Below are 24,264 nucleotides of genomic sequence, written 5' to 3'. Positions count from 1 at the left end.
GAGATCAGGATCGCTTCTGCACGCCGGGATTTTCGCCCTCACGCCTGTCCTCGCGCGGCGTCACCGCAAAATGCGCGCGATAAGATCGCGAAAGACAGGATGCGGAGGAATAGCCGCAGGCCATGGCGATCTCCATCACGCTCATGTCGGTCTGGCGCAGCAGCAGGCGGGCGCGCTGCAACCGGAGCTGCAGATAGTAATTGGCCGGCGAATCCTTGAGCTCGGCCCGGAACAGGCGTTCGAGCTGGCGGGCCGAGACGCCGGAAAGGGCCGCAAGGGCCTTGGCGTCGAGCGGCGTCTCCAGATTGGCCTCCATAGCCACCACCACGCGGATCAGCTTGCTGTTGGCGACGCCCAGCCGCTTGGGCAGGCTCATGCGCTGGCGGTCATGGCGCGGGCGCAGCCTGTCGTGGATGAACTGTTCGGAGACCGCCACCGCCAGGGCCTGGCCATATTGGCGGGCGATCATGTCGAGCATCAGGTCGAGCGCCGCCGTCCCGCCGGCGCAGGTGAAATGCTTGGCCGACACCTCGAACAGGGCCTCGCTGATCTCGATGTCGGGAAAGGCCTCGGCGAAGCCCGGCGCCGCCTCCCAATGCATGGTGACCTTGCCGCCGCTGAGCAGGCCGGCCGCCGCCAGGATCCAGGCGCCGGTATCGAGGGCGCCGATCTCGGTGCCGCGGCGGGCGAGATGGCGTAGGCGCGCCAGCATCGCCTTGCTGGCATAGTGCTCCGGCTCGAAGCTGGAGCAGACGATCAGGGTCGGGATGTCGTCGCTGGCGGGCAGCGCGCCCCCCACCGGAATCGGCCAGCCATTGGAGGCGCTGACCGGCTTGCCGTCCATCGACCAGGCCCGCCAATCGAAGACCTGCCGCCTGGCCATGCGGTTGGCGACGCGCAGAGGTTCGACGGCAGAGGAAAACGCCATCATCGAGAATTGGGGAACCAGCAGGAAATCGATCCGGATCGGCCCGGGCCCCGCATGCGGCTTGAACACGATTATGGCTCCGGGCGATCCAAACAGGCCGTCATGGCGCGTATCCCTTCACTGCCCCGGCCTGAACGCCTTGCACACAGCCGGGTCCGTCTCCAGCCTCGGCCCCTCGATCAGGTCGATGCAATAGGGAATGGCGGGGAAGACCGCCATCAGGCATTGCTCGATCGAGGCCGGCTTTCCCGGCAGGTTGACGATCAGGGTCCGGCCGCGAATGCCCGCCGTCTGGCGCGACAGGATGGCCGTCGGCACATATTTCAGGCTTTCCTGGCGCATCAGCTCGCCGAAGCCCGGCATCATCTTGGTGCAGACCGCCTCGGTGGCCTCGGGCGTGACGTCACGCCGGGCCGGGCCCGTGCCGCCGGTGGTGCAGATGAGGCAGCAGCCTGCCTCGTCGGCGAGCTCGATCAGCGTGCGCTCGATCAGATCCTGCTCGTCGGCGATGACACGCACCACCGGGTCCCAGGGCGAGGTCAGCACGCGCTGCATGAAGCCGGTGATGGCCGGGCCGCTCTTGTCCTCGTAGATCCCGGCGCTGGCGCGATCCGAGATGGTCAGAATTCCGATCCTGGCAGTCATTTCGCTCATCCTAAAGGCGCGACATCCACGGAGACGCGCAGGCTGTGGCCGGCGGAGGCGACGACGACGCCGTCCACCGGGGCGACATCGGCATAGTCGCGCCCGACCGCGACGCGCACATGGTCCTCGTTCGCAGGCACCGCATTGGTCGGATCGAGATCGACCCAGCCGAGCCCGGCGCCGCACCATACCGAAACCCAGGCATGGCTGGCATCCGCCCCCACCAGCCGTTCCTGGCCGGGCGGCGGATGGGTTCGCAGATAGCCCGAAACATAGGCGGCGGGAATACCGATGGCACGCAGGCCCGCCAGCATCCAATGTGCGAAGTCCTGGCAGACGCCGTGGCGCGTGCGGGCCACCACGTCGAGCGGGGTGGAAATATCGGTTGCGTTGGGATCGTAGACGAAATCGCGATGGATGCGTTTCATCATCTCGATGGCCCCGTCGAGCACCGGGCGCCCCGGTTCGAAAGAGGCAAGCGCGTAATCGCGCGCTTCGGCAAGCAGGGGTACGAAGCGGCTGGCGAACAGATAATGCGCCGGGGCCGAACCGCCGAGGTCGGGCACCAGCAGCGCCCCCTGGCTGATCTCCTGCCAGGATGGGGTCAGCAGGGCATGGGGCGGCTCGCGCGGCTGGACCTCGATGCGCACGCGCGATTCGAAGCGGTGCCGGGTGGCCGCGCCGGCAAAGCGGACATGGGTGGTGCGGTTGCCGAAGAAGTCGACCGCCTCGGTCTGCTCCAGGGGCCTGGGGGTGATGGTGAGCTGGGCCGAGAATACCCGCTGATTGCCGCCGGTCTCAGGCTGGAGATGCAGCGTGCAGCGGGCCGCCGCGACCTCGGTGCGGTAGAGATAGGTCGTGGTGTGGCGGATAAGATAGAGCACGGGCGAAACTCATCAGAAAATGCAGACAGATTCATCTATGGGTGGCGCTGCCCCTCACCCTTACCCTCTCCCCGCAAGAGCGGGGCGAGGGGGCCGCCGGCCGTTGCGCTATATCTTTCGATGTCCAGCCCCGCCCGCCCCTTACTCCCGCCATCATCCCAGCCCCTCAGCGATCTCGGCCATGGCTTCGTCCTGGTTGAAATAGCGGGCCGAGAGCTCCGAAGACAGCGCGAGCAGCCGGTTTTCGAAACCGAGGATCAGGCGATCATCGACGTCGGCCGCCTGCGTCGTCTCGATTTCGGCGCGCATCAGGCGGATGGCGCGGGTGAGCGCGTCCACTTCCCCGTCCCGGGATGTGCGCGGCAGGGCTGCCAGATGCTCGGCGGCGTGGATGATCTGATAGGCGACCGAGCGCGGATTGCCGTCGTCGAGCAGCACGAGATCGAGCACCGGCAGGCGCAGCGTTCCCATCAGATAGCGGGCGCGGTAGGTAATCCGGCTGTCCGTCACGCGCAGTAAGGCATCGAGCATGTCGGCGCTGGCGCTTTCATCGGCTAGGCGGCGGACGAGGCGGCAGGTCTGGATCGCCCGCTCGATATGATGTCCGATGCGCAGGAAACGCCAGCCCGCAAGCTGGTTCATGTTTTCATGGGCGAGCCCCGACAAGGCCGCCAGCGTGTGCAGATAGCGGTCCGCTCTGTCGGCGGAGGGCAGGTTGCGGTCGCCGACCACCATGGCACCGAGATCGGCGATGGCCTGGGTCGCATCGCGCGACAGTCTTTCGCGGATGGCGGAAGCGGTGCGCGCCGCCGCGCCGATCAGGGCGGGCATGCCGCCATATTCCTCCCCGTCGAGCACATCGCTCAGGACGCCTTCGGCAATCGCCACCGGCTCGATCACCGCCTTGGCCGTTCTGCGGGAAACGGCCGGCTCCGCCTTCTCGCCCTTGGCTGCCCCCCAGGCGACCAGCAGGTCGGTGAGGCGCTGGGTGGCGGCGACGACCTCCTCATCGGCTTCCGCAGCGATCTCCCCCACGGCCCGGACCACACGCAAGGTCGCCTCGGCGCGTTCGAGATAGCGGCCGAGCCAGAACAGATTGTCGGCCGCCCGGCTCGGAAGATGGCCGAGGCTGCGCTTGATCGCCACCTTGCCGGGCGCCGGCAGCAGGCTGACATGATCGACCGGCCGCTCCGACGTCACCCAGGCATCGGCGGAGCGTCCGCCATGCTGCATCGACAGGGCGCGCGGATCATTGCTGTCGCCCACCCGGCAGAAGCCGCCGCGCATCACCTTCCAGCCCTCCGGCGTGGCGACGGCGTAGACCCGCAGCGTGAAGGGGTGCGGTTCCAGGCGCTTGCCGTTCCAGACCGGCATGGTCGAGAGCCTGACGACTTCCTGCGCCACCACCTCGAGGGGATGGGCGTTCACGACATCGCGCAGGCGAGCCTGGCCCGATTCGTCCTGATCTGCCACCACACTCGCGCCGCTGCGTGTCAGGCCGGCGACCTCGCGCGTGAAGGCCGGAAGGATGGCCAGCCGCTCGAAATGCCGCAGCACCTCCTCGCGCGCGCCGGCCTCGCCGCACCACCAGGTCGCGACATTCGGCAGGATGAGGTCGTTGCCGGTGAGCCGTCTCGCCAGCGCCGGCATGAAAGCCAACATGGCCGGCGCCTCGACCAGGCCGGCCCCCAGGCTGTTGGCCAGGGCCACCGAGCCCTGCCGGACGGCCTGGACCAGGCCGGGAACGCCGAGCCGAGAGCCGGCATTGAGTTCCAATGGATCGGCGAAATCGGCATCGAGGCGCCGCACCAGGGCAGCGATGCGCTTCAGTCCCTCGATGGTGCGGACATAGACCGTTCCGTCCTGCACGGTGAGGTCGGCGCCCTCGACCAGGAGAAGGCCGAGATAGCGGGCGAGATAGGCGTGCTCGAAATAGGTCTCGTTGGCGGGTCCCGGCGTCAACAGGCCGATGCGCGAGCCCTCCCGCCCGGCCTTGGCGGCCAGGGTGGAACGCATGGCCTGGAAGAAACCCGCCAGACGCTCCACCTGCATGTCGCGATAGAGGGCGGGCAAGGCGGCCGAGATGGCGAGCCGGTTCTCCAGCGCATATCCCATGCCGGAGGGCGCCTGGGCGCGGTCCTTGAGCACCCACCAGCGACCGTCGGGGCCACGGCCGAGATCGGCAGCGTAGATGACCAGATGCTCCCCGCCGAGCGGCCTGCTGCCGGCCACGGCGCGCTGGAAGTCGGGATTGCCCGCGATCACGGCCGCCGGCAGGGCACCATCCCGCACCAGCGTGGCCGGCCCGTAGAGATCGGACAGCACGGTTTCGAGCAGTTGCGCCCGCTGCACGATGCCCGCCTCGATGCCGCGCCACTCGGCATCGGGGATCACCAGCGGCACATGCGCGAGCGGCCAGGGCCGGTCGCGGCCGTCCGGCGTGTCGTAGACGCGGTAATAGACCCCCGAATTCTTGATCTGGCGATCAGCAACCGCAAAGCGCTGCGAGACGACGGCCGGCCGGTAGCGCGCCATCTCGTTGAGCACCGGCAGCCAATGCGGACGCACCTCCCCCGCCGCCGTCATCAACTCGTCGGCGACATCGGGCAAAGGCCGGTAGTCCGCGAGCAAGGAGCGCAGGCCGGGATTGCGGGACCGGGCGAGCATCAGGGCATTCCGGGAAGATGGATGCGACTCGGAAAGCTCAGCCTGTCAGAACCAGACCCCTTCTCCCCTTGCGGGAGAAGGTCCCGGCAGGGGGATGAGGGGTCGCGCGCCACCGGCAAAGTGAACGCCCAGCCGGAAACGGACGGCTCTTCCCGCCCCCTCATCGCGCTGCCCTGCGCAGGTCGAGGGTGAAGGGAAATTCCCCGTTGCTCTCCTCGGGTGGCACCGCCGGCCAGCCAGGCGTGTGGCCGATCGGCTGGAAGCGGGCGAGGCGCCGGGCCTGCGCCTCATAGGCGTTGACCGGGAAGGTCTCGTAATTGCGCCCGCCGGGATGGGCGACGTGATAGGTGCAGCCGCCGAGCGAGCGGTTCGACCAGGTGTCGATGACATCGAAGGTGAGCGGCGCATGCACCGGGATGGTCGGATGCAGGCCCGAGGCGGGCTGCCAGGCCTTGAAACGGACGCCGGCGACGGCCTCTCCGGACCGGCCGGTGGCGTTCATCGGCAGGCGCCGGCCGTTGCAGGCGACGACATGCCGGGCGGGATTGAAGCCTTCGACCTTGACCTGCAGCCGCTCGGTTGAACTATCCACGTATCGCACCGTCCCCCCGGCAAAGCCCTCCTCGCCCAGCACATGCCATGGTTCGAGGGCCTGGCGCACCTCCAGGCTCACCCCTTCATAATCGACCTTGCCGTAGAACGGGAAGCGGAATTCGAGCTGCGCCTGGTACCAGACCGGATCGAAGCCGTAGCCGGCGCGGGCGAGATCGGCGAGCACGTCCTGGAAATCGGCCCAGACGAAATGGGGCAGCATGAAGCGGTCATGCAGCTGGGTTCCCCAGCGCACGAAGGACCCTTCCTGCGGCTCGCGCCAGAACCAGGCGATCAGCGCCCGCAGCAACAACTGCTGGGCCAGCGACATGCGATAGTCCGGCGGCATTTCGAAGGAACGGAACTCGATCAGGCCGAGGCGTCCGGTGGCCGAATCCGGCGAATAGAGCTTGTCGATGCAGATCTCGGCCCGATGGGTGTTGCCGGAAACGTCGACCAGGAGGTTGCGGAAGAGGCGATCGACCAGCCAGGGCGGCGGCAAGTCGTCACCCGAACCACCGGCGGTATTGCCGCCATGCGGCCCCCTGACTCGCTCCATGGCGATCTCGAGCTCATAGAGGCTGTCATGCCGGGCCTCGTCGATGCGCGGAGCCTGGCTGGTGGGCCCGATGAACAGGCCCGAGAACAGATAGGACAGCGAGGGATGGCGCTGCCAGTAGAGCACGATGCTCTTGAGCAGGTCCGGCCGCCGGAGGAAGGGGCTGTCGGCGGGCGTGACGCCCCCGAGCACGACATGGTTGCCGCCGCCGGTGCCGACATGGCGCCCGTCGATCATGAACTTGTCCGCGCCGAGCCGGCTGAGCCGGGCCTCCTCATAGATGGTGGAGGTGATCGCCACGGTCTCGGCCCAGGAAGCGCCCGGCTGGATATTGACCTCGATCACGCCGGGGTCGGGCGTGACCTTGATCACCTGGATGCGCGGATCATAGGGCGGGGGATAGCCCTCGATATGCACGGTGAGGCCGTTGGCCTCGGCCGTCTCCTCGACGGCAGCCAGCAATTCGAGATAATCCTGGACGCCGGCCACCGGCGGCATGAACACGCACAGCACGCCGTCGCGGATTTCGAAGGCGAGCGCCGTGCGCACCACACCGGTGCCGAACTCCTGGCCGACCTGCACCTGCTGCTTGAGGCTGCCCTCATTGTTGGCGTCGATGCGCCGCAGTTGGCGCGACAGCTCGGACCGGTCCGGCAGCTGGCCGCGCGGCACGATCGGATCAGCCGCATGCACATGCGGAAAGGCCGCGGGCGGGACGTGAGGCAGGCTCGACAGCGGCAGCCGGTAACCGGCAGGCGAATCGCCCGGCACCAGAAAAAGCCGCCCCCTGCGCATGCGCCAGAGTTCGCTGACCCAGCCATCGCGCCGCTCCGTATTCCAGCGCTGCACGGGCAGGACATAGGCAGCCGGCTGGTCGAGTCCGCGATCGAAGACCCGGGCGATGCGGGCGCGCTCCTCGGGATCGGCGAGCTTGGACTCCATCGGATCGACATTGTCGGGAAGCTGGGCCTCCTGCAGGATCCAGTGGGCGGCATCCTCATAGGCCGGCACGGCAAAGTCGGGCTCGATGCCCAGGCGTTCCGCCACGCCTTCGGCCAGGATGCGCATCGGCGTGGGATCGAAGACCTTGCGGATCGGATGCTTGCCGTTCGGCCCGCCCGCCGGCTTCGGCTCGCGGGCGATCAGCTCTGCGTTGCGCCAGATCGGTTGACCGTCCTTGCGCCAGTAGAGCGCGAAGGCCCAGCGCGGCAGGGATTCGCCCGGATACCATTTGCCCTGGCCGTAATGCAGGAAGCCGCCAGGGGCGAAGGCCGTGCGCAGGCGGCGGATCAGCGTATCGGCGAGGCCGCGCTTGGTCGGGCCGACGGCACCGGTGTTCCACTCCTCGCCCTGATAGTCGTCGATGGAGACGAAAGTGGGCTCGCCGCCCAGCGTCAGGCGCACGTCCTGGCTGACGAGATCGGCCTCGACCTCCTGTCCCAGCGCATCGAGCTCGCGCCAGGCTTCGTCGGAAAAGGGAAAGGTCACGCGCGGGGATTCGGCGATGCGCCGCACCGGCATCTCGAAGGAGAACTCGGTATTGACGGGCCCGGCCGCGCTCAGCGAACCGCTGATCGGGGCAGCGGAGGCATAATGCGGCGTGGCGGCCAGCGGAATATGGCCCTCGCCGGTGAGCAGCCCCGAGGTTGCATCCATGCCGATCCAGCCAGCACCCGGCAGGTAGACCTCGGCCCAGGCATGCAGATCGGCAAAATCGGCGTCGACCCCGCGCGGGCCGTCGAGCGCCTTGAGGTCATGGGTGAGCTGGATCGAATAGCCGGAGACGAAACGGGCGGCGAGGCCCAGCCTGCGTAGGATCTGCACCAGCAGCCAGGCGCTGTCGCGGCAGGAACCCGAGCGCAGGGACAGCGTCTCCTCCGGGCTCTGCACCCCCGGCTCCATCCGGATCGTATAGGCGATTTCGCGCTGCAGGCGTTGGTTGAGCCCCACCAGAAAGTCGACAACCGGCTGCCCGCCCATGTCGATCGAAGCGACGAAGGCGGCCAGCCCCTCGCCCGCCGGCTCGATCTCCAGATAAGGCGCGAGTTCATGCGCCAGATCCGCGGGATAGGCGAAGGGCAGGTGGGTCGCGTAATCCTCCACGAAGAAATCGAAAGGATTGATCACCGAAAAGTCGGCAACCAGGTCGACTTCGATCTGGAAACGGGTCGCCGGCTCCGGGAAAACGAAGCGGGCGAGCCAATTGCCGTGCGGATCCTGCTGCCAGTTGATGAAATGTTGGGCAGGCTCGACCTTCAAGGCATAGCTGACGATGCGCGTTCGGGAATGCGGAGCGGGCCTGAGCCGGACGATCTGGGGAGACAGGGTCACCGGACGATCGTAATCATAGGTCGTACGGTGATAGAGGGCAGCAACGATCGACAAGACAGGATACCCCCGGCCAAGAAACGCCCGCAGCGTATCGGTTTGCTCTCGAACTAGGCAAGCCTATTGAGAAGGCAAAAATAAGCACGTGCTGCCCAATCCAAGTTCGCCGGATGGCACGCCCGGCGACGTTTTTTTAACACGGGCAGGGTAAGCAGGGCCAGGAGCCACCCTTTTGGCGACATCCTTTCGGCAATGCCCTTTCGGTCGAGGAAAACCATCATGAAGCGTCCGGCGTCCGGTTTCGCCGCTCTCTTGCTCTGCCTGTCCGCCTTTTGCGCGGGTGCCTTGCCCGCGCAGGCCACCACCCTGCCGGTCTACCAGTACAAGCTGTTCTGTCAGCAGCTCGGCAAGGGAAATCCGGTGATGGTCCAGAACTGCGAAACGCAGGAAATCATGTCCTACAACCAGTTGCGCCGGATCTGGCGCGCCCCGCCCGCCGCCGAGGTGCAGGACCGCTGCTTTGCCCGCAACCAGCCCGCCCCGCGCACCGGCCTGGGCTCCTATGTGAAATTCCTCAACTGCATCATCACCAATACCGGGCACGGCTGAGCTGGAAGTTGGCGGCGGGCCAGTTCGGATGTCCGCTACGCATAGCCGCGTTGGATAATTTTCCGGCTACCGGACAGTCGGAACGCGACCACGACAATGATGCAAAAATCCCTCGCATGATGGGACTTTTGCATCCGGTTTTTGCGATGATGAAAACGCTGCGATGTCGGCGGATGATCGACATGTCGAAAAAGTCAGGACTTTCGCGATAAGGCGGAAACACGCTCCCATAGGCCGCCTTCATTAAGCTTGCTGATTGCGAGCGCCGTAATCGCTTCAGGTGTGTCTCGATCAAAGCGAAACCATCCATCGGTACCAGCGCTATCCCAGGCTTGAATTCTGAGACGACAGGAGGGATGGACATTCCAAGCAGTTGCCTTCGAAGCTGGTATTGCTTTTCCCCACGATGTTACGATTCCATCAGAGGGGCATCGAGCAATCTCGATGACGAACCCTCCGCCATGTCGATCGAACTGGAATGTGAGAAGATCGGTGAAGCTTGCACTCTTTCGCCGAAAATGCGGAAGAGTTCCAGTAAATCCGCAAGATTTGAACCATGGGACTGCTACGGCCCTGAGCTCTGAATCCATGTGGGACCTTGAGTAGCCCATGGCGCGCCTCGAATTCCTTAAATTCGCAAATGTCCCGATTTCTGCGGCAGAAGTCAGAATATTTGCGAAGCCTGCCTATCGCGTTCTGCTTTGCGGGCCTTCTTATCCCGGAGATAACCTCGGACACCGACTATTAGACCGCCGACACAACCTCCTATTGCTCCGTATAAGCCATTCCCGGAAACCACATTACCTCCAAGGTATCCTCCTACAAAACCTCCAAGAGGAGTGCCAACAAGGAAGCGAAATGCTCTCAGAGTGGGAGATTGCGGATACTTGTCGACCACACCAGCAACCTTCCTAAAACTCTCGCCTTTTGCGGTGACCTTTAGCAACTGATTTGCCCGACGTCGTCAAAAGTCAGGAATTATGCGAGCGAGGATCCTCCGCTCGGGATACAAACTCAAGGTCCTCGTCAGACTCAATGTAGTGGATGAGCCCCCATTTCTCGAAGCGGATCATCACGCCGTGCTCCAAAAAACCGGACCAATCCTCTCTCTTGAATTCAGGGGTAAATTCGTTCGTGTCGATCGAGAGTACGACCACGCCTTGTGTTTCGTGGATCCTTACTCGATCCCCAAGACGGGCCTGTTTGCCATCCCGATAGAACATCGCTGACCTTTCTCAAAAATCCCAATTAATGAGACAGCTTTGCGCCTCATTTTGCGGTGTGTCGGCTACGATAAAACCTTAAATTCAAACGAACCCGCTACCCGCAACTCAACCCGCACTTGCCAACAGCGCACCATCACGGCCGAAAATGGCGATGTCGAGGCTGATCTCGGCATCGCGCAGCACCGTCGTTGCCGTCTTCAAGGCATGCCGCGCCACCAAGGGCGGCAGATCGAGACCGGCCTCGCCGGCAATCTCCAGGGCTTCGATGGCGGTATTGGCCTGCGAGACGCGATAGGCCGTCTCGCCGTCGCCGCCCAGTTCCTCCACCCGTTCGGCCAGCCAACGCAAATCCACCGGGCCGGCGCGCGAATGGAGATCCAGGAGGCCCTGGCCCAGCTTGGTGATCTTGGCAAAGCCGCCGGCCACGGTGACGCGCGGCACCGGATGCACCCTGAGATATTTCAGCATGCCGCCGACGAAATCCCCCATGTCGATCAGGGCGATCTCCGGAAGGCCGTAGAGCCTGGCCACGGCCGCCTCCGAGGCGGCCCCGGTGGCGCCGGCGACATGGTCAAGGCCGGCCCCACGCGCCACGTCGATGCCGCGGTGGATCGAATGGATCCAGGCCGAGCAGGAAAAGGGTACGACGATGCCGGTCGTGCCGAGCACGGAGAGGCCGCCAACGATGCCGAGCCGGCCGTTCAGGGTCTTGCGGGCGATCGCCTCGCCATCGGCGATGGCGACGGTGACTTCGACATCCCCGGCGGCGCCATGCGCGGCCGCCACCTCGGCAATGGCCGCGGCGATCATGCCCCTTGGCCCCGGATTGATGGCGGGCTCCCCCACCGGCAGGGGCAAGCCCGGCCGGGTGACGGTTCCGACGCCCTCTCCCGCCCGGAAGCTCACCCCCGTGCCGGCCTCGCCCAGGCGCACCGTCGAGGAGACGAGCGCGCCATGGGTCACGTCGGGATCGTCGCCCGCATCCTTGACGATGGTGGCACGGGCATAGCCCTGGCCTCTCTCGTGCCGCGCCAGGGCGAAGGCCGGCTGCTCGCCACGCGGCAGGGTGATGACGACGGGATCAGGAAACTCCCCGCCGAGCAGCGCCGCATAGGCGGCCTTGGCGGCAGCCGCCGCGCAGGCGCCGGTGGTCCAGCCATAGCGCAGAGGGGAGGTTTGATCACGCACGAGAAGAACCGGACAACATCGTCAATGGGGCTGCCGCCTGAAACGCGCTCCGACGAGAAGCCGCGACGGCGACAGCGGCTGTTTTGCCAGTCCTTGGCGCATTCGGCCAGTGCAATTCGTTGCAATCCCGGTTATGTCAGCGCTATTGCGACCTGAAACGGGATCCCTTTGATGACTGCCACTCTCGTGCTCTGCCGCCACGGCCAAAGCGACTGGAACCTCAAGAACCTGTTCACCGGCTGGCGCGATCCCGGCCTGACGGAGAAGGGCGTGGCCGAGGCGCATGAGGCGGGCCGCCGGCTCAAGGCGCTCGGGCTGAAGGCCGACATCGCCTTCACCTCCGTGCTGTCGCGCGCCCAGCACACCACCAAGATCATTCTCGGCGAGCTCGGCCAGGACGGCCTCGAGACAATCTGTGACCAGGCCCTCAACGAGCGCGACTATGGCGACCTCTCCGGCCTGAACAAGGACGAGGCCCGCGTGAAGTTCGGCGAGGAGCAGGTGCATATCTGGCGCCGCTCCTACGACGTGCCGCCGCCCGGCGGCGAGAGCCTGAAGGATACGGCGGCGCGTGTGCTGCCCTATTACATCCATCGCATCCAGCCCCAGGTGATGGCCGGCAAGACCGTGCTGGTCGGCGCCCATGGCAATTCGCTGCGCGCCCTGATCATGGCGCTGGAAGGCCTGACGGGCGAGGAGATCGTCAAGCGCGAGCTCGATACCGGCGTGCCGATCGTCTACCGGCTGAACCCGGACACCACCATCGCCAGCAAGCAGGAACTGAAGGGCTGACCGCTGCACCGGTCTTCTGCAGAGGATCCAGACATCGCCGGACCTCGACCTTTGCCGTCACCGGGCTTGTCCGGTGATCGAGACAGGCCCGGCACGACAAAGTCGGAGCTTTCCTCGGCAGACTTGTCTTACAAAATAACGGGGAAGGCATAGCCATCCCCCTCAAGAATGCTTAAACGGAGAGAAACGATCTCCTCACGGCTGCCTGCGTTCCCATGATCATTGCCTCCCCTTCCGATTATCGTGCCGCCGCCAGGCGCAAGCTGCCGCGCTTCATGTTCGACTATGTCGACGGTGGCGCCTATGCCGAGCATACGCTGCGGGCCAATGTCAGCGATCTCGAAGGGATCAGCCTCAGGCAGCGCATCCTCAAGAACGTCGACAGGCTGAGCCTGGAGACCGAGATCTTCGGGCGCAAATTCGCCATGCCGGTGATCCTCGCCCCAGTCGGCATCACCGGCATGCTGGCCCGCCGCGGCGAGGTGCAGGTGGCCAAGGCGGCGGCAGCCAAGGGCATCGCCATGACGCTCTCCACCGTCTCGATCTGCCCGATCGAGGAAGTGGTGCCGGCAAGCCCCGCCCCGATCTGGTTCCAGCTCTATGTGCTGCGTGACCGCGGCTTCATGAAGAACGCCCTGGAGCGGGCCCAGGCCGCCGGCATCACCACGCTGGTGTTCACCGTCGACATGCCCACGCCCGGCGCGCGCTATCGCGATCCGCATTCGGGCATGTCGGGGCCCTTCGGCCCCCAGCGCCGCATTCTGCAGTCGATGTTCAAGCCGCAATGGGCCCTCGATGTCGGGCTGATGGGCAAGCCGCATGATCTCGGCAACGTCTCGCGCTATCTCGGCAAGCCCACGGGCCTGGCCGACTATATCGGCTGGCTCGCCAAGAATTTCGATCCCTCGATCAGCTGGTCGGATCTCGAATGGATCCGCGAATTCTGGAAGGGCCCGATGATCATCAAGGGCATTCTCGACCCCGAGGATGCGCGCGACGCCGTCGCCTTCGGGGCCGACGGCATCGTGGTCTCCAACCACGGCGGGCGCCAGCTCGACGGCGTGCTCTCCAGCGCGAGGGCGCTGCCGGCGATCGCCGACGCCGTCGGCGGCGATCTCACCGTGCTCGCCGATTCCGGCATCCGTTCCGGCCTCGACGTGGTGCGCATGCTGGCCCTGGGTGCCAAGGGCGTCATGCTCGGCCGCGCCTTCGCCTATGCGCTGGCGAGCGCCGGCCAGGCGGGGGTGGAGAACCTGCTCGACATCATCGCCAAGGAAATGCGGGTGGCGATGACGCTGACCGGCGTGGAGCGGATCGACCAGATCGGCCGCAGCAGCCTGGCGCTGTAGCTGGAATGTCGATCTTCAGATCGACATTCCCCCATCGTCAAACGCGAGTTTTCAAGAATGTCGATCCGAAGATCGACACTCCAATCTCATGCCGCCTGCGTGCCGCTGCGCACCCGCCCGCCTTCCCAGCCCAGCATGGCCTGCTTGCGGGTGAGGCCCCAGTGATAGCCGGTCAATTCGCCCGAGCGGCCGATCACACGGTGGCATGGCACCACGAAGGACAACGGGTTCCTGCCCACCGCCGCCCCTACGGCGCGCGAGGCCTTGGGATTGCCGATATGGCTGGCGATATCGCCATAGGTGGTGGCGCGCCCCATCGGGATCCTCAACAAAGTGCGCCAGACCCGGACTTCGAAATCAGTACCGATCATCACCACGTTGAGCGGCCTGTCGGCCTGCCATCGGCTCGGATCGAAGATGCGGCCGGCATAGGGTGCCGTCACCATCGAATCCTCGCGCAGTTCCGCATTGGGCCAGCGCTTGCGCATGTCGGCTAGCGCGATGGCCTCCTCACCCGGATCGGCAAAGGCGACGCCGGCCAGGCCGAGCGGCGCCACCATCACCAGCGCCGTGCCGAAGGGCGAGGGATGGAAGCCATAGGAGATGGTCAGGCCCGCCCCGCCCGTCTTGAAGGCTCCGGGGGTCATCGCCTCATGGGTCACGAACAGATCGTGCAGGCGCGCCGGGCCGGACAGGCCGAGCTCATAGGTGGCATCGAGGATCGAGGCGGAATCGCGCAGGAGGTCACGCGCCCGGTCGAGCGTCACCGCCGCCAGGAAATCCTTGGGCGTGATGCCGGCCCAGCGCCGGAAAAGATGGTGGAAATGCGAGACCGAAAGGCCGACATGGCCGGCGATATCCTCGAGCGAGGGCTGGTGCTGCGCCTTGCGCGTGATGTAGGCGACAGCCTTGCGGATGCGGTCGTAATCCTCGGGCGAATGGGCGAGTGGCGAGGCCAACGGCACTTCGGCGAAATCGGGCAGGGTTATCGACATCGGATATCTCCAGGCATCATTACTTGTGCCCTGGATAGACCTGCATCAACCGGCTTCCCACCCGAAACCTGTGGCAACCCTGTCAGACGCGCCGCGCCTTGTTCAGTGCCCGGGTAAAGGCGTCGGCGAACTCCCCCTTCTCGGAGGCACCGAGGAAACGGGCGATTTCCACCTCGCGCCCGCGCTGCACCAAAGCCAGGCGCATCACGCCGAACTCCTCGTGCTCGTCGCGCTGCAGCCGCACCCAGCGCGGGTTGAAGACCCACTCCCGGCGCCGTCCCTTGGGATCGACACGCGAGAACAACAGCCGGATGGGCGTCAGCAGCACGTGCTCGCGCAGTTTCGCCCCCCGGTAGTTGAGCTTGAACATCACATAGAGCAGGCCGACATCGAGCCCGAAGAAACCGACCACGGGCCAAGCCCCCATCATATAGAAGGGGATGGAGAGCAGCGTCGAGGCACAGCCGACCACGACGAGGAGATTGCGAAACCCTCGCGGCCCGAGCGAACGATGCGGATAGAGCACGGCATCGAAGACCGGCTCGTCCAAGATCGCTTTCTCCTCGAAGACCGCTTCCTGGGACGCTTCCTGAGGCGTTTTCGGGTTGGCGCTTTGCATGGCCGCCCACTATAAGCTTTTCATGCCCCGCCGCCAGACTCAAATGCCCGCCCTGTCCGTTGCCTCCCCTGCGACAAAATCGGCAGGCCGGACCAAGGCGAAGGCCAATGCCGCCGCGGCCTCGGCCGGCACCCAGCGCGCCGCCCTGCCGCAAGCCGAGATCACCGAGATCTTCCGCCGGTTCTCCGAGGCCTTGCCCGAGCCCAAGGGCGAACTCGATTATGTCAACGCCTACACGCTCTTGGTGGCGGTGGTGCTTTCGGCCCAGGCGACCGATGTCGGCGTCAACAAGGCGACCAAGGCGCTGTTCGCCATCGCCGACACGCCGGCCAAGATGATCGATCTCGGCGAGGAAGCCCTGATCGGCCACATCAAGACCATCGGCCTGTTCCGCACCAAGGCCAAGAACGTCATCGCCCTCTCCCGCCGGCTGGTGGAAGAACATGGCGGCGAGGTGCCCCGCTCTCGCGAGATCCTGGAGACGCTGCCGGGTGTCGGCCGCAAGACCGCCAATGTCGTGCTCAACATCGCCTTCGGCCTGCCGACCATCGCCGTGGACACCCATCTCTTCCGGGTGGCCAACCGCACCGGCCTGGCGCCCGGCAAGACGCCGCTGGCGGTGGAGCTGGGGCTGGAGAAGGTGGTGCCGGCGGCCTATGCCCGCCATGCCCATCACTGGCTCATCCTGCATGGGCGCTATGTCTGCAAGGCGATCAAGCCCGTCTGTCCCACCTGCCTGATCCGCGACATCTGCCTGTTCGAGGACAAGACGACGGCGTGATCGCCGAGAAATCCAACCTGCGTCCAGGCTAATCGCCTCAGGTTGATTACGACCAACCAACGTCTGTCATTCCCGGCTTCGCCGGTCTTGAGCGCAGCGAGAGAGGGCGAGGGTATCGTCACAAGCTCTGCTTGTGACTGGAATCCGAGAGGTACGGCTTGTGCCCCGGGATCCCCTTCCTGCCGCCGATGGCGGCGTCGGAGATGACAGCGTTGCATTTTCACGACGTATTAAGCTGAAACGATTGTCTGTCCTGGCGTCAGGCAGACCCTGCCAAATACACGCATCAGTTGAATCAGCATATTTTTGTGGCGCTTCGGCGATTTCAGGACTTCTATGGCCGGCAGGGGGCTTCCTTGGCGGCGTTCATTGCGTCGATCCAGGCAAATGCGGCTGCGGGAATGGCAATGACTGTCTTTTCCCTGCGGCCGGCCGACGGCCATAAGGGAGAAATCGCTTGCCCCTCAGTTCACAACAGAAAAAGACCGTCCTCGCCTCCTTTCTCGGCTGGACACTCGACGCCTTCGACTTCTTCCTCCTGACCTTCCTGCTCACCGATATCGCCGCCGAATTCCAGGTCGGCGTACCCGCCGTTTCCGAAGCCCTGTTCTTCACTTTGGCGACCCGCTTCATCGGCGCCTTCATCTTCGGCAGGCTGGCCGACCGGTTCGGACGCAAGCCGATCCTGATGCTCAACATCGTCAGCTATTCGGTGATCGGCGCCCTGGCCGCCTTCTCGCCCAATCTCACCGTGTTCCTGATCCTGCGCGCCATCTTCGGTATCGCCATGGGCGGCGAATGGGGACTCGGCAGTTCGCTAGCGATGGAATCGATCCCGCCATCGGCCCGCGGCTTGGTCTCGGGCCTGCTCCAGGCGGGCTATCCGGCCGGCTACCTTCTGGCGGCGATCGTCTACGGCTTGATCTATGGCCAGAATATCGGCGGCCATGTGGTCGGCTGGCGCACCATGTTCCTGCTCAGCTTCCTGCCAGCCCTGATCGTGCTCTTCATCCGGTCGCATGTGCCGGAATCGCCGGCCTTCACCGAAGCCAAGGACCAGGTAAAACCGAGCCTCGGCGAAACCCTGCAGCGGCATTGGGGCATCGCCCTCTACGCCGTGGTTCTGATGATGTTCTTCAATTTCTTCAGCCACGGCACGCAGGACCTCTATCCGACCTTCCTGAAGAAACAGCACGGCTTCGATGCCCACACGGTGAGCTGGATCACCATTGTCGCCAATCTCGGCGCGATCGCCGGCGGCCTGCTCTTCGGATCCTTGTCCGAGCGGATCGGGCGCGTCAACGCCATCACCATCGCCTGCCTGATCGCGCTGCCGACCCTGCCCCTGTGGGCCTACAGCACCTCGCCCACCATGCTCGCCATCGGCGCCTTCATCATGCAGATCTCGGTGCAGGGCGCCTGGGGAGTCATTCCGGTGCACCTCAACGAACTTTCACCGGGTTCCGTGCGGGCGACGCTGCCCGGCTTCATCTATCAGGCCGGCAATCTCGCCGCGTCCTATGGCGGTCCCTATCAGGCCGGCATCGCCGAAGTGCCCGGCAGCAGCTATGGCTACGCGCTGGCCCTGTTCGCCGGCGTCGTCGCCATCTGCATCATCGTCGTCATCCGTTTCAGTCCGGAACGGCGCGGGCAGGTGATGACCGTGCTGGAATAGGGCGTTTCTTACCGTTTCTCCTGGGACCGCCGGCATCCTGCCGGCTTCTTCCTCTCCTGCAAGCGCGGTGGTTCCAAAGGCCGGCAGGATGCCGGCGGTCCCAGGAGCATCTTGCCGCCGCTTTCGCATTGACGCCCCGCGCGTGGCATCTTATCTGCCTGACATGGCCATCAAACCGATCATCATCCTGCCCGATTCAAAGCTTCGCCTCGTCTCCGCGCCGATCGAGCGCGTCGATGCGGAGCTGCTCCAGCTCGCCGACGACATGCTGGAAACCATGTACGACGCCCCTGGCATCGGCCTGGCGGCGATCCAGATCGCCGTGCCGCGCCGCCTCGTGGTCATCGACCTCGCCAAGGAGGACGAGCCGCCGGAACCGCATGTCTTCATCAATCCGGAGATCGTATGGTCGTCGGACGAGCGCAGCGTCTATGAGGAAGGCTGCCTGTCCATTCCCGACTACTATGCCGAGGTCGAACGTCCGGCCAAGGTGCGCGTCGCCTATATCGACCGCGAGGGCAAAAAGGCCGAGCTCGAGGCCGATGGGCTGATGGCGACCTGCCTGCAGCACGAGATCGACCATCTCAACGGCGAATTGTTCATCGACCACATTTCCAAGCTCAAGCGCGACATGGTGATCCGCAAATTCACCAAGGCGGCCAAGACCGGAGAACTGCCGCAGTTCAAGCGGGAGAAACGCGAGCGCGAAGCCCCCCGGCCAGCGGAAAGCTGAGGGCATGCGGGTCGTCTTCATGGGCACGCCGGAGTTCGCCCGGCCGGTGCTGGCCGAGATCCTCAGCCAGGGCCACGAGGTCGTCGCCGCCTACACCCGCCCGCCGGCGCCTGCCGGCCGCGGCATGGCCCTGGTGCCCTCGCCCATACACAAGCTTGCCGAAAGCTTCGGCATTCCCGTCTTCACGCCCAAGAGTTTCCGCGACGAGGAAACCATCGCCACCTTCGCCGGCCTCGGCGCCGATGTCGCGGTGGTGGTCGCCTATGGCCTGATCCTGCCCAAGGCCGCCCTGGAGGCGCCGGCCGAAGGCTGCCTCAACCTGCATGCCTCGCTGCTGCCGCGCTGGCGTGGCGCCGCCCCGATCCAGCGCGCGATCATGGCCGGCGACAGCAAGACCGGCGTGATGGTGATGCGCATGGAGGAAGGCCTCGATACCGGCCCGGTCGCGCTTGCCGACACCGTCGAGATCGAGCCGGACATGACGGCCGGCGAATTGCATGACCGCCTGTCCCTCCTCGGCGCCGACCTGATGGCGCGGGCGCTCGGCGCCCTCTCGCGCGGCACGCTCACTTTCACGGCCCAGAGCGAAGAGGGCGTGACCTATGCCCGCAAGATCGACAAGGCCGAAGCCCGTATCGACTGGTCGCGCCCGGCCGAAGAGGTCCACAACCAGATCCGCGGCCTTTCTCCCTTCCCCGGCGCCTGGTTCGAGGCCGATTGGGGCCAAGGCCCGCAGCGGGTGAAGGCGTTGCACGCCCAGCGCGCCGACGGCTATGGCTTGCCCGGGATGCTGCTCGACGATGAATTGACGGTCGCCTGCGGCAGTGGCGCCATCCGCCTCGTCCAGGTGCAGCGCGCCGGCAAGACCCCGATGGGCGCCGCCGAATTCCTCAAGGGCGCACCGCTGGTACACGGTGCCCGACTGGATTGAGATCCGGCGCCAAGCCAGCCGTTCTGTGGCGGTGTGCGTGACTCTCGCGCCCTGATGGCGTAGAGGCCTGACTTCAGCAACGAAGTATCCGAATGCCGCGTTACAAGCTCCTGATCGAATATGACGGCACGCCCTATGTCGGCTGGCAGGCCCAGGCCAATGGCCGCTCGGCGCAGCAGGCGATCGAAGAGGCGATCCTGGCCTTCACCGGCCAGACCCTGCGCATCCAGGGCGCCGGGCGCACCGATGCCGGGGTGCATGCCACCGGGCAGGTTGCCTCGGTGATGTTGGCCAAGGATTGGAGCACGGACAGGGTGCGCGACGCTCTCAACGCCCATCTCACCCTGCAGGACGACTATGTGACCATCCTCGGCGTCGAGAAGATGCCCGACAGTTTCGACGCCCGCTTTTCCGCCAAGGGCCGGCGCTATCTCTACCGCCTGATCGACCGCCGCCCGCCCTTGACGCTGGAACGTCATCGCGCCTGGCACATCCGCAAATCCCTCGATGCCGACGCGATGCATGAGGCCGCGCAGGGCCTCGTCGGCCATCACGACTTCACCACCTTCCGCTCGGCCGACTGCCAGGCCCAGAGCCCGATGAAGACGCTCGACCGCCTCGACGTGGCCAGGGTGGGCGACGAGATCCACGTCATCGCCACCGCCCGCTCCTTCCTGCACAACCAGGTCCGCTCCATGGTGGGGTCACTGCGCCGGGTCGGCGCCGGCGATTGGAGCAAGGCGGATCTGGTGGGTGTGCTGGAGGCCCGCGACCGCACCCGCTGCGCCGCGCTGGCGCCGCCCCACGGGCTCTATCTCACCGGCGTCGACTACTGACTGCCTTCCTCGCCGGCATCGGACCTGATTCAGAATCATATCCGATGTTGTAGGAAACGGACGCTACCTTCCGGCACGACGCCAAACTGCGAGGCCGTCCATGATCACCTGCTACCTGAAATACGTCGTCGATCCCTGGAAGCTCGACGCCTTCGAAGCCTATGCGAAGGCCTGGATTCCCGTGGTCAACCGCATGGGCGGCAGCCATCACGGCTATTTCCTGCCGCATGAAGGCGCCAGCAACATCGCCTATGCGCTGTTCAGCTTCCCCAGCCTGGCCGCCTATGAGGACTACCGCAAGCGCCTGGCCGTGGATCCGGAATGCCAGGCCATCCTGGCCGAGGAAAAGCAGGCCCGCAGCATCGTGAGCTATGAGCGCAGCTTCATGCGCCCGGTGTTCGGTTGAGTCAGGTTTCTCGACGATAGGAGGTCCCGGTGGATCTGGAGGCCCAGCGCACCCTGATGCTCGGCGGCGCCGTGTACAACGATCTTACCCCAGAGCTGATCGCGGCCCGCGCCAGGGCGGTCGAACTCACCAGCGCCTATCACCGCAGCATTGGCGAGCCGGCGGAGGCGCGCGAGGCCATTTTGCGGAGTCTTTTGAAATCGGTCGGCCCCGGCGCGCTGTTCGAACCGAGCTTTCGCTGCGAATTCGGCTTCAACATCCGTATCGGGCGTTCCTTCTACGCGAATTTCGACTGCGTGATTCTCGATGGTGCCAGTGTCGAGATCGGGGACCACGTCCTGCTCGGGCCGCGGGTAGGCATCTACACCGCCAACCATGCCATCGACCCCGATGAGCGCGTCGCCGGCGCCTGCCAGGCCAAGCCCGTTCGGATCGGCAACCGGGTCTGGGTCGGCGCCGGCGTGCATATCAATCCGGGCGTGACCATCGGTGACAATGCCATCGTCGGATCCGGCAGCGTGGTGACGCGCGACATACCGCCGAACGTGATTGCCGCCGGCGTTCCCGCCCGGATCATCCGGACCATCACCGCAGCCGATCGCACGGGCTTCAAGCCGTAAGGCAACGCAGGCAGGTGATGGCCGCTTGCCCGACCTGCTGCGCGCCGGCGATGAGCCCCTGTCGCCGCTGCCGTTTCACATAGCCCTGCCCTCCAGGCGAGGCCGACACTCCTTTGTATTAGGCAGCAGTTCCCTCCGGTTGATGGGCGGTATAAACACGACACCTCCTTAGGGTCAAAAGACGTATATACCCTGCGTCACCGCATACGAACTGTGCAGTTATACTTTGCCTCTGCCCATGATATCGTAGCGTAAGATAATTTCAGAAGCCCGATTATCGGCCTTTGAGAGCACTTCTTGGGCTTCAGGACCTTCACCGATGTCAGCAAAGACGATACTCAAGACCTGCACGGCGGCGAGCGCCTTTGTAATTCCTGTTTTGTTGATGACTCTATCCACCGTTGATGCTCGCCCTTTGGATCAACGCAAGTGTTCGCGCCCATTCGCCGCAGAACCTCTCAAGAAAAAGAACACGCCGCCATGCCGATATACCGGACTTGTTCCGTATAGCGCTGCTTTCTCCGAAGCCGACGGGCTGCTGAACCAGGCGCCGGGATCTTCACCGACGGGAGGCACCGGTGGCGGAGGCAAGACAGGCGGCAAGGGCGGCGGCTCCACCGGAGGTGGTAGCGGCTCTTCCGGCGGTGGATCGACCGGTGGCGGTGGCGGTTCGACCGGGAGTGGCGGTTCGACCGGGAGTGGCGGTTCGACCGGGGGTGGCGGTTCGACCGGGAGTGGCGGTTCGACCGGCGGTGGCGGTTCGACTGGGGGTGGCGGTTCCACGGGCGGTGGTGGCTCCACAGGTGATGGCGGATCGACCGGCGGCGGCGGTTCCTCAGGCGGTGGCGGCTCCACTGGTGGTGGCGGATCGACCGGTGGCGGCGGTTCCACAGGCGGTGGCGGCTCCACTGGTGGTGGCGGATCGACCGGCGGCGGTGGTGGCTCGACTGGCGGCGGCGGATCGGGCGCCGGTGGTCCCGGGAACGGGAATGGCAACAGCCCGAATTCGGGCAATGGCGGCGGCAACACCAGCGGCTCCGGCCCGGGCACCGGCAATAACGGTACCAACAATGGCAATGGCGGCTCCACCCATGGCGGAGGCAATGGCGGCAGCCGCGGCGGCGGCAAGGCCGGCCACTGAAAATGAGGACGTACAGCGTCGTTAGTAATGCGTAACCATAGCGGGCGGATGCCGGGATCCGCCCGCTTTTTCTCGTCCGGATATTCTGCCCGGTTGTTCCTGCCGGAGCCCGCAGATCCCGGGAGCAGAGCGAAACCCCGCGCTACTTTGCTTCTTATTTGCCTGCAGCCGTTTCTCCGGTGAGGAGACGGCGCAGCCCTGTCCCGCGATCGATGCCGCCGAGCAGCCAGCAGGCGCTGAGATAGACGATCAGGCCGCCGCCGCAGAGAAGGGCAAGCGTTGCGACGCGCAACGCCAGGGATTGCCCCGCGATCAGCCAACCCGTCATAGCCTCCGCGGCTCCATAAACAACCGCCAGCATCAGGATGGCGGCGGCGGCGATCCGCGGCAGGCGACGGGCGGCGGCTGCATCGAGCCGCAAAAGCCCGCTCCGTCGAGCCGCCAGCAGCAGCAGAACGAGGTTGATCCAGCCCGACACCGCCGCGGCGACGGCAATCCCCGTCTGCCGCCAGACCGGAAAAAGCGCGAGCGACAGGATCACATCGGCGGCGGCGCCGACCAGCGCGATCAGGAAAGGCAGCCGCATGCGGACCCGCGCAAAGAACAGCGGCTGCAGCACCTTGGCGCCGGCAAAGGCCGGCAGGCCGGCCGCAAAGCCCGCCAGGGCCAGGGCCGTGGCGGTGCTGTCATCAGCCGTGAAGGCGCCACGCTCGAACAGCACGGAAACGATCGGGCCCGCCAGCACGATCAGGGCCAGGGCAGCCGGCAGGCTGAGAAAGGCCGAGAATTCCACCGCGCGGCTCAGGATGCCGCTCTCGGCCTGGGGATCGCCCCGGCTGCTGGCGCGGGCAAGGTCCGGCAAGAGCGCATTGCCGAGCGCCACCGCGATGATGCCCAGCGGCAACTGGTAGAGGCGATCGGCATAATAGAGCCAGGTAACGGCGCCGGGATCAGCCGAGGCGACGATCAAGCCGATGAAGGCATTGACCTGCGTCGCCCCTGCCGTCAGCACGCCGGGCAGCGCGAGCAGGAAAAAGCGCCGAACCGCGGGCGTCCACACCGGCCGCACCAGGCGCAGCCTGAGGCCGGCGCGATGCAGGGCGAGGAAGACCAGCGCCCCTTGGGCGAGGCCGCCGACGAAGATCGACCAGGCCAGGAGGCGTGCCAAGGCCTCCTGGTCTCCTTGTCCCAGCAGCGGCGCACCGAGCAGGGCTGCGATGGTGACGATATTGACGAGAGCCGGCGCATAGGCAGCCGCCGTGAAGCGGCCATGCACATTGAGCACGGCCGAAGCCACCACCATCACGGCCGTTGCCAGACAATAGCTGAAGGTGATGCGCGAAAGGGCGACCGCGAGGTCGACGCGGCCGCCTCCCGCACCGAAGCCGGGGGCGATCAGCCCGATCAGCAGCGGCATGGCGAGCAGCGCCACGGCCGAAGCCAGGAAGAACACCAGGGCGACCTGCGTGAAGACCTGGTCGGAAAAGGCTTCGCCCTCGCCATGCCGCTCGGCCTCGGCATGCAATGGCACGAAAGCCGTATTCACCGCCCCTTCCGCGAACAGCCGGCGCATCAGGCTGGGCAGGCGGAAAGCCACCACGAAGGCGTCCGCCACTGGGCCGGCGCCAAGCGCGGCCGCCACCATGGTATCGCGGAGGAAGCCGAGAATACGGGAGAGAAGGGTCGCGACCCCAACCGAAGCGGCATTGCGCAGAAAGGCCATCAGAACTCCCAACCGCGGCGTTGGCAGCGGTTGCATCG

The 24,264-nt window shown here is 65.6% G+C and carries 22 protein-coding genes; 11 read left to right on the top strand and 11 right to left on the bottom strand.

What is annotated here, in order from left to right; translation table 11 throughout:
- Nucleotides 1–4 precede the first annotated feature (4 nt).
- From J8I29_RS20150 to J8I29_RS20130, 5 genes are all read right to left on the bottom strand, one after another.
- A complete protein-coding gene (locus tag J8I29_RS20150) occupies nucleotides 5–997 on the bottom strand; it encodes a GlxA family transcriptional regulator (protein ID WP_209433021.1) in 993 nt (330 codons plus the stop codon).
- A gap of 48 nt (nucleotides 998–1,045) precedes the next feature.
- Nucleotides 1,046–1,573 (bottom strand): molybdopterin adenylyltransferase, encoded by a 528-nt coding sequence (gene mog, locus J8I29_RS20145; RefSeq protein ID WP_209433020.1) that lies wholly within the window; start codon nucleotides 1,571–1,573, stop codon nucleotides 1,046–1,048.
- A gap of 5 nt (nucleotides 1,574–1,578) precedes the next feature.
- Nucleotides 1,579–2,457 (bottom strand): transglutaminase family protein, encoded by an 879-nt coding sequence (locus J8I29_RS20140; RefSeq protein ID WP_105863362.1) that lies wholly within the window; start codon nucleotides 2,455–2,457, stop codon nucleotides 1,579–1,581.
- Nucleotides 2,458–2,610: 153 nt separating this feature from the next.
- Nucleotides 2,611–5,124: a circularly permuted type 2 ATP-grasp protein gene (locus J8I29_RS20135; protein WP_105863364.1), complete on the bottom strand. Its 2,514-nt coding sequence runs from the start codon at nucleotides 5,122–5,124 to the stop codon at nucleotides 2,611–2,613.
- Nucleotides 5,125–5,284: 160 nt separating this feature from the next.
- On the bottom strand, nucleotides 5,285–8,659 hold the full coding sequence (locus J8I29_RS20130) for a transglutaminase family protein (protein ID WP_209433019.1): 3,375 nt from the start codon (nucleotides 8,657–8,659) through the stop codon (nucleotides 5,285–5,287).
- A 222-nt stretch (nucleotides 8,660–8,881) separates the two neighbouring features.
- Here J8I29_RS20130 and J8I29_RS20125 point away from each other — a divergent pair, with 222 nt between their 5' ends.
- A complete protein-coding gene (locus tag J8I29_RS20125; protein ID WP_105863366.1) occupies nucleotides 8,882–9,211 on the top strand; it encodes a hypothetical protein in 330 nt (109 codons plus the stop codon).
- A 971-nt stretch (nucleotides 9,212–10,182) separates the two neighbouring features.
- Here the strand turns inward: J8I29_RS20125 and J8I29_RS20115 are convergent.
- Both J8I29_RS20115 and J8I29_RS20110 read right to left on the bottom strand, forming a co-directional pair.
- Nucleotides 10,183–10,434 carry a hypothetical protein gene (locus tag J8I29_RS20115; protein ID WP_209433017.1) on the bottom strand — a complete coding sequence of 84 codons (252 nt, stop codon included), beginning with the start codon at nucleotides 10,432–10,434 and terminating at the stop codon, nucleotides 10,183–10,185.
- Nucleotides 10,435–10,542: 108 nt separating this feature from the next.
- Nucleotides 10,543–11,625 (bottom strand): cobalt-precorrin-5B (C(1))-methyltransferase, encoded by a 1,083-nt coding sequence (locus tag J8I29_RS20110; RefSeq protein ID WP_209433016.1) that lies wholly within the window; start codon nucleotides 11,623–11,625, stop codon nucleotides 10,543–10,545.
- Between the two features lie 171 nt (nucleotides 11,626–11,796).
- Here J8I29_RS20110 and J8I29_RS20105 point away from each other — a divergent pair, with 171 nt between their 5' ends.
- A complete protein-coding gene (locus J8I29_RS20105) occupies nucleotides 11,797–12,417 on the top strand; it encodes a 2,3-bisphosphoglycerate-dependent phosphoglycerate mutase (RefSeq protein ID WP_105863371.1) in 621 nt (206 codons plus the stop codon).
- A 215-nt stretch (nucleotides 12,418–12,632) separates the two neighbouring features.
- Nucleotides 12,633–13,766 (top strand): FMN-dependent L-lactate dehydrogenase LldD, encoded by a 1,134-nt coding sequence (gene lldD / locus J8I29_RS20100; protein ID WP_209433015.1) that lies wholly within the window; start codon nucleotides 12,633–12,635, stop codon nucleotides 13,764–13,766.
- An 86-nt stretch (nucleotides 13,767–13,852) separates the two neighbouring features.
- On the opposite strand, the gene J8I29_RS20095 is transcribed toward lldD, so the two are convergent.
- The gene (locus J8I29_RS20095; RefSeq protein ID WP_209433014.1) at nucleotides 13,853–14,761 is read right to left on the bottom strand and encodes a bifunctional helix-turn-helix domain-containing protein/methylated-DNA--[protein]-cysteine S-methyltransferase; all 909 of its coding nucleotides are present in this window, start codon (nucleotides 14,759–14,761) and stop codon (nucleotides 13,853–13,855) included.
- Between the two features lie 82 nt (nucleotides 14,762–14,843).
- Nucleotides 14,844–15,311 carry a DUF2244 domain-containing protein gene (locus J8I29_RS20090; protein WP_245197180.1) on the bottom strand — a complete coding sequence of 156 codons (468 nt, stop codon included), beginning with the start codon at nucleotides 15,309–15,311 and terminating at the stop codon, nucleotides 14,844–14,846.
- 67 nt (nucleotides 15,312–15,378) lie between these two features.
- Here J8I29_RS20090 and nth point away from each other — a divergent pair, with 67 nt between their 5' ends.
- From nth to J8I29_RS20055, 7 genes are all read left to right on the top strand, one after another.
- Nucleotides 15,379–16,161, top strand: a complete 783-nt coding sequence (gene nth / locus J8I29_RS20085) for an endonuclease III (RefSeq protein WP_245197179.1) — start codon at nucleotides 15,379–15,381, stop codon at nucleotides 16,159–16,161.
- Nucleotides 16,162–16,618: 457 nt separating this feature from the next.
- Nucleotides 16,619–17,836 (top strand): MFS transporter, encoded by a 1,218-nt coding sequence (locus J8I29_RS20080; protein ID WP_209433012.1) that lies wholly within the window; start codon nucleotides 16,619–16,621, stop codon nucleotides 17,834–17,836.
- 163 nt (nucleotides 17,837–17,999) lie between these two features.
- Nucleotides 18,000–18,569: a peptide deformylase gene (def, locus tag J8I29_RS20075; protein WP_209433011.1), complete on the top strand. Its 570-nt coding sequence runs from the start codon at nucleotides 18,000–18,002 to the stop codon at nucleotides 18,567–18,569.
- A 4-nt stretch (nucleotides 18,570–18,573) separates the two neighbouring features.
- Nucleotides 18,574–19,500, top strand: a complete 927-nt coding sequence (gene fmt, locus J8I29_RS20070) for a methionyl-tRNA formyltransferase (RefSeq protein ID WP_209433010.1) — start codon at nucleotides 18,574–18,576, stop codon at nucleotides 19,498–19,500.
- Nucleotides 19,501–19,592: 92 nt separating this feature from the next.
- Nucleotides 19,593–20,336 (top strand): tRNA pseudouridine(38-40) synthase TruA, encoded by a 744-nt coding sequence (truA, locus tag J8I29_RS20065; RefSeq protein ID WP_209433009.1) that lies wholly within the window; start codon nucleotides 19,593–19,595, stop codon nucleotides 20,334–20,336.
- A gap of 100 nt (nucleotides 20,337–20,436) precedes the next feature.
- Nucleotides 20,437–20,742, top strand: a complete 306-nt coding sequence (locus J8I29_RS20060) for an NIPSNAP family protein (RefSeq protein WP_105863379.1) — start codon at nucleotides 20,437–20,439, stop codon at nucleotides 20,740–20,742.
- 56 nt (nucleotides 20,743–20,798) lie between these two features.
- On the top strand, nucleotides 20,799–21,362 hold the full coding sequence (locus tag J8I29_RS20055; RefSeq protein WP_105863646.1) for a sugar O-acetyltransferase: 564 nt from the start codon (nucleotides 20,799–20,801) through the stop codon (nucleotides 21,360–21,362).
- 219 nt (nucleotides 21,363–21,581) lie between these two features.
- Here the strand turns inward: J8I29_RS20055 and J8I29_RS20050 are convergent, their stop codons facing one another.
- Entirely contained in the window at nucleotides 21,582–21,761 is a 180-nt protein-coding gene (locus J8I29_RS20050; protein WP_209433008.1) for a hypothetical protein, read from the bottom strand.
- Nucleotides 21,762–21,777: 16 nt separating this feature from the next.
- Between J8I29_RS20050 and J8I29_RS20045 the strand changes: the two genes are divergently transcribed.
- Nucleotides 21,778–22,503 (top strand): hypothetical protein, encoded by a 726-nt coding sequence (locus J8I29_RS20045; RefSeq protein WP_209433007.1) that lies wholly within the window; start codon nucleotides 21,778–21,780, stop codon nucleotides 22,501–22,503.
- 154 nt (nucleotides 22,504–22,657) lie between these two features.
- On the opposite strand, the gene murJ is transcribed toward J8I29_RS20045, so the two are convergent.
- Nucleotides 22,658–24,226, bottom strand: coding sequence for a murein biosynthesis integral membrane protein MurJ (murJ, locus tag J8I29_RS20040; RefSeq protein WP_209433006.1), 1,569 nt, complete (start codon nucleotides 24,224–24,226; stop codon nucleotides 22,658–22,660).
- Nucleotides 24,227–24,264: the final 38 nt, after the last annotated feature.

This window comes from Labrys sp. LIt4, assembly GCF_017813775.1.
Lineage (GTDB): Bacteria > Pseudomonadota > Alphaproteobacteria > Rhizobiales > Labraceae > Labrys > Labrys okinawensis_A.
Note: the sequence above shows the minus strand (reverse complement) of the source record. Positions and strands in the feature narration are given on the sequence as shown.

Bases quoted from the DNA above. Each gene is read 5' to 3' on its own strand.
- mog (WP_209433020.1), bottom strand. From the start codon at position 1,573: ATGACTGCCAGGATCGGAATTCTGACCATCTCGGATCGCGCCAGCGCC.
- J8I29_RS20135 (WP_105863364.1), bottom strand. From the start codon at position 5,124: ATGCTCGCCCGGTCCCGCAATCCCGGCCTGCGCTCCTTGCTCGCGGAC.
- J8I29_RS20125 (WP_105863366.1), top strand. From the start codon at position 8,882: ATGAAGCGTCCGGCGTCCGGTTTCGCCGCTCTCTTGCTCTGCCTGTCC.
- J8I29_RS20115 (WP_209433017.1), bottom strand. From the start codon at position 10,434: ATGTTCTATCGGGATGGCAAACAGGCCCGTCTTGGGGATCGAGTAAGG.
- J8I29_RS20105 (WP_105863371.1), top strand. From the start codon at position 11,797: ATGACTGCCACTCTCGTGCTCTGCCGCCACGGCCAAAGCGACTGGAAC.
- lldD (WP_209433015.1), top strand. From the start codon at position 12,633: ATGATCATTGCCTCCCCTTCCGATTATCGTGCCGCCGCCAGGCGCAAG.
- J8I29_RS20095 (WP_209433014.1), bottom strand. From the start codon at position 14,761: ATGTCGATAACCCTGCCCGATTTCGCCGAAGTGCCGTTGGCCTCGCCA.
- nth (WP_245197179.1), top strand. From the start codon at position 15,379: ATGGCCGCCCACTATAAGCTTTTCATGCCCCGCCGCCAGACTCAAATG.
- def (WP_209433011.1), top strand. From the start codon at position 18,000: ATGGCCATCAAACCGATCATCATCCTGCCCGATTCAAAGCTTCGCCTC.
- fmt (WP_209433010.1), top strand. From the start codon at position 18,574: ATGCGGGTCGTCTTCATGGGCACGCCGGAGTTCGCCCGGCCGGTGCTG.
- truA (WP_209433009.1), top strand. From the start codon at position 19,593: ATGCCGCGTTACAAGCTCCTGATCGAATATGACGGCACGCCCTATGTC.
- J8I29_RS20060 (WP_105863379.1), top strand. From the start codon at position 20,437: ATGATCACCTGCTACCTGAAATACGTCGTCGATCCCTGGAAGCTCGAC.
- J8I29_RS20055 (WP_105863646.1), top strand. From the start codon at position 20,799: ATGCTCGGCGGCGCCGTGTACAACGATCTTACCCCAGAGCTGATCGCG.
- murJ (WP_209433006.1), bottom strand. From the start codon at position 24,226: ATGGCCTTTCTGCGCAATGCCGCTTCGGTTGGGGTCGCGACCCTTCTC.